The following is a 9,011-nucleotide window of genomic DNA, read 5'->3' on the forward strand; positions in this document are numbered from 1 at the left end:
TATGTCGTTCCCCCTTCTGACGGCCACGGCGGTGCTGCCCGCGGTCGGCGCGATCGCCACGGCGGCCGTCCCGGCCGCCCGGCGCTCCGCCGCCAAGTGGCTGGCCCTGCTCTTCTCACTGGCCACCCTGGTGCTGGCCGCCGTGGTGGTGGTCCGCTTCGAGCCGGGCGGTGCCCGCTATCAGCTCACCGAGTCGCACGCCTGGATCTCCGACTTCGGGGTGCGGTACGAACTGGGCGTGGACGGCATCGGGGTGGCGCTCCTCGCGCTGACCGCGCTGCTGATCCCCTTTGTCATCCTGGCCGGCTGGCATGACGCCGACCCGCTGGAGGATGTGAACCCGAACCGGCGCTGGCGGCCGACCCAGGGCTTCTTCGCGCTGATCCTGATGGTCGAGGCGATGGTGATCCTCTCCTTCGAGGCCACCGACGTCTTCCTCTTCTACATCCTGTTCGAAGCCATGCTCATCCCGATGTACTTCCTCATCGGCGGCTTCGGTGACCGCGCGCACGCAGGCGGGGACGAGGCGGCGGCGACCCAGCGTTCGTACGCCGCGGTCAAGTTCCTCCTGTACAACCTGGTCGGCGGTCTGATCATGCTGGCCGCGGTCATCGGGCTGTATGTGGTCGCGGGGAGCTTCTCGCTCTCCGAGATCGCCGAGGCGCGGGCCAGCGGCTCCCTGTCGATGGCGACCAGCACCGAGCGGTGGCTCTTCCTCGGCTTCTTCTTCGCGTTCGCGGTGAAGGCCCCGCTGTGGCCGCTGCACACCTGGCTGCCCAACGCCATGGGCGAGTCCACCGCGCCCGTCGCCGTCCTGATCACCGCGGTGGTCGACAAGGTCGGCACGTTCGCGATGCTGCGCTTCTGCCTCCAGCTCTTCCCGGAGGCGTCGAAGTGGGCCACCCCGGTGATCCTGGTGCTCGCGCTGATCAGCATCGTGTACGGAGCACTGCTCGCGGTCGGCCAGCGCGACATGAAGCGGCTGATCGCCTATGCCTCGATCTCGCACTTCGGCTTCATCATCATGGGCATCTTCGCCATGACCAGCCAGGGCCAGTCGGGCGCCACGCTCTACATGGTCAACCACGGGATCTCCACGGCCGCGCTGATGCTGGTGGCCGGCTTCCTGATCACCCGGCGCGGCTCGCGGCTCATCGCGGACTACGGCGGGGTGCAGAAGGTCGCCCCGGTCCTCGCGGGCACCTTCCTGGTCGGCGGTCTCGCGACCCTCTCGCTGCCGGGGCTCTCCCCGTTCGTGAGTGAGTTCCTGGTCCTGGTCGGCACCTTCAGCAGGTATCCGGTGGTCGGCATCATCGCCACCATCGGCATCGTTCTCGCCGCGCTCTATGTCCTGGTGCTCTACCAGCGCACCATGACCGGACCGGTGAAGGCCGAGGTCAAGGGCATGCCCGATCTGAAGGTCCGGGAGCTGGTGGTGGTCGCCCCGCTGATCGCGCTGCTCCTGTTCCTGGGCGTCTATCCGAAGCCGCTCACCGAGATCGTCAACCCGGCGGTGGAGCACACGATGTCCGACGTACAGCAGACCGACCCCAAGCCCGAGGTGGAGGCCGCCCCGTGAGTGCGACAGTCGTCCACAGCCTGTGGACAACGACGGCGGCGGGCGGGATCGACAAGATCCCCTCCCCGACCATCGAATACGCGCAGCTCGCCCCCACCCTGATCGTGGCGGGCGCCGCGGTCCTGGGGATCCTGATCGAGGCCTTCATCCCTCGCAAGGGGCGCTACCACGCGCAGCTCTTCCTCTCCCTGGTCGCCCTGGCCGCCGCCTTCGCGTCGGTGGTCGCCCTGGCGGCCGGCGGATACGGCACGACCAAGAAGCACATCGCGGCCATGGGTGCCATCGCCATCGACGGCCCGTCGCTCTTCCTCCAGGGCACGATCCTGCTGGCCTCGGTCGTCGCCGTGTTCACCTTCGCCGAGCGCAGGCTCGACCCGGAGTCGCACGGCAACCGGGTCGACTCGTTCGCCGCGCAGGCCGCGGCCGTGCCCGGCAGCGACAGCGAGAAGGCCGCGGTCAGGGCCGGGTTCACCACCACCGAGGTGTTCCCGCTGGCCCTGTTCGCCGTCGCGGGCATGCTGGTCTTCCCGGCGGCCAACGATCTGCTGACGCTCTTCATCGCCCTGGAAGTCTTCTCGCTCCCGCTCTATCTCCTCTGCGCCCTCGCCCGCCGCAAGCGGCTGATGTCGCAGGAGGCCGCGGTGAAGTACTTCCTGCTGGGTGCCTTCTCGTCGGCCTTCCTGCTCTTCGGGATCGCCCTGCTGTACGGCTACGCGGGCTCCGTGTCGTACGCGCGGATCGCGGAGGTCGTCGACGGCACCGTCCAGAGCGTCAGCCCGGCGCTCGCCGACACCATGGGGAACGACGCGCTGCTGCTCATCGGCGGCGCGCTGATCCTGATGGGGCTGCTGTTCAAGGTCGGCGCGGTCCCCTTCCACATGTGGACGCCGGACGTCTACCAGGGCGCGCCCACCCCCGTCACCGGCTTCATGGCTGCGGCGACGAAGGTGGCGGCCTTCGGCGCGCTGCTGCGGCTGCTGTATGTGGTCCTGCCGGGGCTGCGCTGGGACTGGCGGCCGGTGATGTGGGCCGTGGTCATCGTCACCATGCTGGGTGGCGCGATCGTCGCGATCACCCAGACCGACATAAAGCGGCTCCTGGCGTACTCCTCCATCGCGCACGCCGGTTTCATCCTGGCCGGTGTGATCGCCGCGACCCCCGACGGCATCTCGTCCGTCCTCTTCTATCTGGCGGCGTACTCCTTCGTCACGATCGGCGCGTTCGCGGTCGTCACGCTGGTGCGCGACGCGGGCGGCGAGGCGACGCATCTGTCCAAGTGGGCCGGGCTCGGGCGGCGTTCACCGCTGGTGGCGGCGGTCTTCGCGGTCTTTCTGCTGGCCTTCGCCGGTATCCCGCTGACCTCGGGCTTCTCCGGGAAGTTCGCGGTGTTCAAGGCGGCGGCCGACGGCGGCGCGGGAGCGCTGGTGGTGGTCGGTGTCATCGCCTCGGCGATCGCGGCGTTCTTCTACATCCGGGTCATCGTGCTGATGTTCTTCAGCGAGCCGAAGCCCGAGGGCCCGACGGTCGCGGTGCCCTCGGCGCTGACGACCATGGCCATCGGGGTCGGGGTGGTGGTCACCCTGGTGCTGGGTGTGGCACCGCAGTACTTCCTGGATCTGGCGAGCCAGGCCGGGGGCTTTGTGCGCTGAGCCGCTCCGCCCCGGCCAGGGCGGCTCCGTACGGCTCCGTGTGCCTTCGTACGGACAGCAGGGCCCGGCACCTCACCGAGGTGCCGGGCCCTGTGCGTGTCTCAGCCGGAGACGACCCGGCCCGCCACCTCGCCCAGTCCGACCCGGGTGCCGTCGGGGCCCGGCGCCCAGGCGGTGAGCGTGACCTCGTCGCCGTCCTCCAGGAACGTCCGCTTGCCGTCGGGCAGTTCGAGCGGCTCGGTGCCGTTCCAGGTGAGTTCGAGCAGGGAGCCGCGCTGGTCGCGCTCGGGGCCGCTGACCGTACCGGACGCGAAGAGGTCGCCCGTACGGAGCGAGGCGCCGTTGACCGTCATATGGGCGAGCTGCTGGGCGGCCGTCCAGTACATCCCCGAGAACGGCGGCTCCGAGATCACCTGGCCGTTGAGGGACACCGTGATCCGCAGGTCGAAGCCGCCCGGCTCCTCGTCGTCCGCGTCGTCCAGATAGGGGAGCAGCGGTTCGGTACGGGCCGGGGGCGCCACCCGGGCCGCGTCCAGGGCCTCCAGGGGGGTCACCCAGGCCGATACGGAGGTGGCGAAGGACTTCCCGAGGAACGGGCCGAGCGGTACGTACTCCCACGCCTGGATGTCACGCGCCGACCAATCGTTGAGCAGGGAGAGCCCGAAGACATGGTCGCGGAAGGCCGCCGACCCGACCGCGGAACCCCGCGCCGAGGGCGCGCCGACGACGAAGGCGACCTCCGCCTCGATGTCGAGTTTCGTGGACGGCCCGAAGACGGGCACCGGGTCGGCCGGGCTCTTGCGCTGCCCCGACGGACGCACCACGTCCGTGCCGGAGACGACGACCGTGCCGGCCCGGCCGTGGTAACCGATCGGGAGGTGCTTCCAGTTGGGGGTCAGCGCCGCGCCGCCGGGCCGGAAGATCCGCCCCACATTGGCGGCGTGGTGCTCGCTCGCGTAGAAGTCGACATAGTCCGCGACCTCGTACGGCAGATGCAGGGTGACGGAGCCGAGCGGGTGGAGGAGGGGCTCTATGTCCGCGCGGTGCGCCGGGACGGTGACCCACGCGGTCAGCGCACGCCGTACATCGCGCCAGGCCGTGCGCCCGGCCGCCATCAGGGGGTTGAGGCCGGGCCGGTCGAGCAGCGCCGCGTACGGGGAGCCCAGGGCGTGCGCAGCGGCCCCCGCGTCGAGCACCTGATCGCCGATACGGACTCCCAGCCGGCGGCGGTCGGGCTCGTCGGCCGTGGAGAAGACTCCGTACGGCAGGTTGTGCGGGCCGAAGGGGTCGCCCTCGGCCGGTACGAGCGGGCTCTGCTCGGGCATCGGTGCTGCCTCGCTTTCCGGATCGGTGCAGGACACGTTACGTCGACGTTGCCCCGGCGCGGCAGTCGCGAAAAGCCCGCTTCGACCGGAAAGCGCCAGGTGGGCGCGGAGGTGCGCGGACCGTACCGGCGGTAGCCCGCCGGGCGCGGTCGGTGCGCGCCGGTGGCCGACGCGCGGGACGCGCCGGGCACTCGTCACCCGGGGTGCCCGGGCGGGGTGGCGGGGTGCGGTGCGGCCATGTGACGGGGTGCGGCGCGGCAGATCCGGCGACCGGCGGAGGCCGCTCCGTGTTCGCCTGGGCGTCGGCCGCCGTTCCGGACAAATCCGTTGCTCCAGGTCGTATGACTGATCCCGAACATACCGGCGGTGCCGGGAAGGCGCCCATGGCGATCGAAAGGCGACCCGATACGCTGACTTGAGTGATGACAGCGACACATCGACAATCCGTGTGATCGTCAGCAGACAGGAGTACCTCTCGTGACCGTCGTCGGGCCGTTCGGGCTGAGCGTGCGGGACCAGGCTCTTGAGGCCGATGTCCAGACCGGACTGGCGGCCGTCGAGGCGGGGCTGCTCGATGCCACCAAGAGCGAGGTGCTCTTCATCACGGAGGCCGCTCAGCATCTCGTACGGGCCGGGGGCAAGCGGTTCAGGCCGCTGCTGGTGATGCTCGCCGCGCAGTTCGGCGACCCGTACGCGCCCGGGGTCGTTCCCGCGGCCGTGGTCGTCGAGCTGACCCATCTCGCGACGCTGTACCACGACGACGTGATGGACGAGGGGACGGTCCGCCGCGGGGTGGACAGCGCGAACGCCCGCTGGGGCAATTCGGTCGCCGTCCTCACGGGTGACTTCCTCTTCGCCCGCGCCTCGCACATCCTGGCGGATCTGGGCCCCGAGGCCGTCCGTATCCAGGCGGAGGCGTTCGAGCGGCTGGTGACCGGCCAGATCCTGGAGACGGCCGGGCCACGCGACGGACGCGATCCGGTCGCGCACTACCTCGATGTGATCGGCGGCAAGACGGGCTCGCTGATCGCGGTCTCGGGCCGCTTCGGCGCGATGATGTCCGGCGCGGACGAGACCGTCGTCGACATCCTCACCCAGTACGGCGAGCGGCTCGGTGTCGCCTTCCAGCTCGCCGACGACGTCCTCGACGTCGCCAGCGACTCGCACGAGTCCGGCAAGACCCCGGGCACGGATCTGCGCGAGGGCATCCCGACCCTGCCGGTGCTGTTGCTGCGGGCTCAGGCCGAGGCCCACCGGCTCCCGGACGACCTGGCGCTGGTCGAGTTGCTGGACGGCGATCTGGCGGACGAGGCACGGCACGCGGAGGCGCTGCGGCGGCTGCGCGCGCATCCCGCGCTGGAGCAGGCGCGGCGCGAAACGGTGCGGTACGCGGAGGAGGCGCGGTCGACGCTGACGCCGCTGCCGGAGTGCTACGCGAAGGCGGCGCTGGTGGAGCTGTGCGACGCGGTGGTCCACCGGGCGGGCTGACGCCGACCGCGTCCGTTCGGCTGACGCCCTCCGGGCCTGTCCCCGAGCGGGCTGACGCCCCATCATCACTCAGGTGGTGGCGGTGACGGCGGCGCGTAACGGTGCTCCCACGGCGTCTTCGCGCCGGTTAACCGCCGTCCCCTACGGGCCCCGAGAGGCATCTCCTCGAAATGTCATCCCTGAGCAGTACCTGAAGTTGCTTCCGGGGGCTGACGTCTACAGGCGGCCGATTTGGTCAGATGGACAACACCACTCCTGACCAATTCGGGTGAGAATGGCGGCGCGGGGTGGACACGTGCAGAGGACGGAAGGCCGCCGACCACGGAGGTAGGGCACACATGGCACCGAACGACAGCGCACAGACCACCGAGGAGGACAGGGAGCCCGGTGCGGGCCGCCGCATCGCGGCGCGTTACGCGGTCCCTGTCGCGGTGGCGGGGGTGGCTGCGGCGACCATCGGGCTCGTCCCGGCACTGGCCGCGACCGGCGACCCCGAGCTGCCGAAGATCAGCGCACAGGAACTCATCGAGAAGATCGCCGCGTCCGACACCGAGCAGCTCTCCGGCTCGGTGAAGATCACCACGGATCTGGGCCTGCCTTCGCTGGGCGGCCTCGGTGGCGCGGCCGGCGGCGCGCTCGTGCCCAAGGGTGACGCGGGCGCGGGCGGTTCCACCGCCGACCCGAACGCCAAGCTGATGGAGCTGACCTCCGGTACGCACACGTTGCGGATCGCGGCGGACGGCCCCGACAAGCAGCGCGTTTCGGTCCTGGACGACGCTGCCGAGTACAGCCTGATCCGTAACGGCGACGAGGTCTGGGCGTACGACAGCGCCTCCAACGAGGCGTACCACGCGACTTCCCCCAAGGACGACGGGAAGGACGCGTGGAAGGACGCGGGCGCGGGCAAGGGGAAGCACCAGTGGGGCGAGAAGGGCGCGGGTGCCGAGGGCGCTCCCGCCACCCCGCAGGACTTCGCCGAGCAGGCGCTGAAGGCATCCGGCGACACCACCTCGGTGACCGTCGACGGTACGGCCCGGATCGCCGGTCGGGACGCCTACCAGCTCCTGATCAAGCCCAAGCAGAGCGGTTCGACGGTCGGCTCGATCAAGATCGCGGTCGACGCGGAGACCGGCACCCCGCTCAAGTTCACGCTCACGCCGAGCAGTGGCGGCAAGGCCGTGCTCGACATCGGCTTCACCACGGTCGAGTTCGCCAAGCCCGATGCCTCCACCTTCGACTTCACGCCTCCCAAGGGCGCGAAGGTGACACAGGGTGAGGAGCACGAGGCGCCGGAGATCCCCAAGGGCGATGTGGACACCTTCAAGGAGTCCGGCAGCCAGAAGGTCATCGGCAAGGGCTGGAACGCGGTCTACGAGCTGACGACTCCGGGCGGTACGGACGTACCTTCGGCGGCTGCGTCGTCGGCTGAGGCGGGCGATCTGCCGGCCGAGGCGCAGTCGTTCCTGGACGCGCTGGGCGACAAGGTCAGCGGCAAGTTCGGCTCGGGCACCGTCTACAAGACCCGCCTGGTCAACGCTCTGTTGACGGATGACGGCAAGGTCTACGTCGGTGCCGTGACGAAGGATGTGCTGGTCAAGGTGGCCAACGAGGCCAAGTGACGCGGTAGCGGACCGCCCCGTCGCGCACTGTGCGCGACGGGGCGGAACGCTGACCGGGGCCGGTCCGTTCTTGTCTCGAAAGGGCGCGCGAGGATTCGTCCGGCGAGATCGGCGAGATCGGCGAGGCCGACGAGCCGACGAGGTCGGCGGGCAGTGAGGCCGGCGCGCCCGCCGGAGAACGAGAGCGGGACAAGAACGGGAGCGGGAAGGGGGAGCGGAATGACAGCCGTCACCGGAGCGGTGCCCGGCGATCCGGGCACGCAGCCCGTGCCGCAGCCACCGCATGCGCCTCATGTGATCGAGACACATGGGCTCACCAAGCGCTTCCGCGGCGGTCAGCTCGCGGTCGACCGCCTCGATCTGACCGTACCCGCGGGCAGCGTCTTCGGTTTTCTCGGCCCCAATGGCTCGGGCAAGACCACCACCATCCGGATGCTGATGGGGCTGATCCAGCCGACCGCGGGCTCCGCGACACTCCTCGGCCGCCCGGTGCCACGCGCCGCCCGTGCCGTACTGCCGCAGGTGGGGGCGCTGATCGAGGGCCCCGCGCTGTACGGCTTCCTCACCGGCCGCGACAATCTCGTACGGTACGACTCCGCCGATCCGACCGCCGATCCCCGCACCCGCCTCACCCGGGTGGCCGAGGCCCTGGACCGGGTCGGGCTGACGGCGGCGGCCGGCAAGAAGGCCAAGGCGTACTCCCTCGGTATGAAGCAGCGGCTCGGGCTCGCCGCGGCCCTGCTGCAACCGCGCCGGCTGCTGGTGCTCGACGAGCCCACCAACGGGCTGGACCCGCAGGGCATGCGGGAGATCAGGACCCTGGTGCGAGAACTGGCCGCAGACGGTACGACCGTTTTTCTCTCGTCGCATCTCCTGGACGAGATCGAGCAGGTCTGCACGCATGCCGCGGTGATGGCCCAGGGGCGGCTGATCATCCAAGGCCCGGTCGCCGATCTGGCGGCGGGGACCCGGGGCAGGCTGGCCGTCACCACCCCCGACCCGGGCGAGGCCGCGCGGGTGCTGAAGGAGCGCGGGGTGACCGATGTGGTCATGACGGACGACCGGGTGACCGGGGAACTGCCCACGGCCGAGGGGGAGCCGCTGGATCCGGCGGACCTCAATGCCGCGCTGGTACGGGCCGGGGTGCGGGTGCGGGCCTTCGGTGTCGAGCGGGCCTCGCTGGAGGACGCCTTCGTGGCGCTGACCGGGGAGGGCTTCGATGTCGCAGGCTGAGGGCGGGACGGGGGTACTGGACGCGGCGGGTACGCGGGCGGAGGCACCGGCGGGCGGTGCGGGTGGCCGTGAGGCGCGGCTGTGGTGGACGCTGGGGCTGTTCCGTTCCGAGCTGACC

At 70.6% G+C, this 9,011-nt stretch carries 6 protein-coding genes; 5 read left to right on the forward strand and 1 reads right to left on the reverse strand.

Annotated elements, in window-relative coordinates:
* The first annotated feature begins 1 nt into the window (after position 1).
* Together WH07_RS26425 and nuoN are read left to right on the forward strand one after the other, a co-directional pair.
* On the forward strand, positions 2-1,579 hold the full coding sequence (locus tag WH07_RS26425; protein WP_046505049.1) for an NADH-quinone oxidoreductase subunit M: 1,578 nt from the start codon (positions 2-4) through the stop codon (positions 1,577-1,579).
* The gene (gene nuoN / locus WH07_RS26430) at positions 1,576-3,228 is read left to right on the forward strand and encodes an NADH-quinone oxidoreductase subunit NuoN (protein ID WP_046505051.1); all 1,653 of its coding nucleotides are present in this window, start codon (positions 1,576-1,578) and stop codon (positions 3,226-3,228) included. The genes WH07_RS26425 and nuoN overlap by 4 nt, the downstream gene beginning before the upstream one ends.
* 101 nt (positions 3,229-3,329) lie before the next feature.
* Here nuoN and fahA read toward each other — a convergent pair whose 3' ends face one another.
* Positions 3,330-4,553, reverse strand: a complete 1,224-nt coding sequence (gene fahA / locus WH07_RS26435) for a fumarylacetoacetase (protein WP_046505054.1) — start codon at positions 4,551-4,553, stop codon at positions 3,330-3,332.
* Positions 4,554-5,030: 477 nt separating this feature from the next.
* On the opposite strand from fahA, the gene WH07_RS26445 reads away from it, so the two are divergent.
* From WH07_RS26445 to WH07_RS26455, 3 genes are all read left to right on the forward strand, one after another.
* Positions 5,031-6,041 carry a polyprenyl synthetase family protein gene (locus tag WH07_RS26445; protein WP_046505060.1) on the forward strand — a complete coding sequence of 337 codons (1,011 nt, stop codon included), beginning with the start codon at positions 5,031-5,033 and terminating at the stop codon, positions 6,039-6,041.
* Between the two features lie 338 nt (positions 6,042-6,379).
* Positions 6,380-7,660, forward strand: coding sequence for a LolA family protein (locus WH07_RS26450; RefSeq protein ID WP_046505062.1), 1,281 nt, complete (start codon positions 6,380-6,382; stop codon positions 7,658-7,660).
* A 219-nt stretch (positions 7,661-7,879) separates the two neighbouring features.
* A complete protein-coding gene (locus WH07_RS26455; protein WP_046505064.1) occupies positions 7,880-8,893 on the forward strand; it encodes an ABC transporter ATP-binding protein in 1,014 nt (337 codons plus the stop codon).
* Positions 8,894-9,011: the final 118 nt, after the last annotated feature.

The sequence above is a fragment of the Streptomyces odonnellii genome (assembly GCF_000981895.1).
Taxonomy (GTDB): Bacteria; Actinomycetota; Actinomycetes; order Streptomycetales; family Streptomycetaceae; genus Streptomyces; species Streptomyces odonnellii.

Coding starts and splice junctions, on each gene's coding strand:
- WH07_RS26425 (WP_046505049.1), top strand. CDS start 2: ATGTCGTTCCCCCTTCTGACGGCCACGGCGGTGCTGCCCGCGGTCGGC.
- fahA (WP_046505054.1), bottom strand. CDS start 4,553: ATGCCCGAGCAGAGCCCGCTCGTACCGGCCGAGGGCGACCCCTTCGGC.
- WH07_RS26450 (WP_046505062.1), top strand. CDS start 6,380: ATGGCACCGAACGACAGCGCACAGACCACCGAGGAGGACAGGGAGCCC.
- WH07_RS26455 (WP_046505064.1), top strand. CDS start 7,880: ATGACAGCCGTCACCGGAGCGGTGCCCGGCGATCCGGGCACGCAGCCC.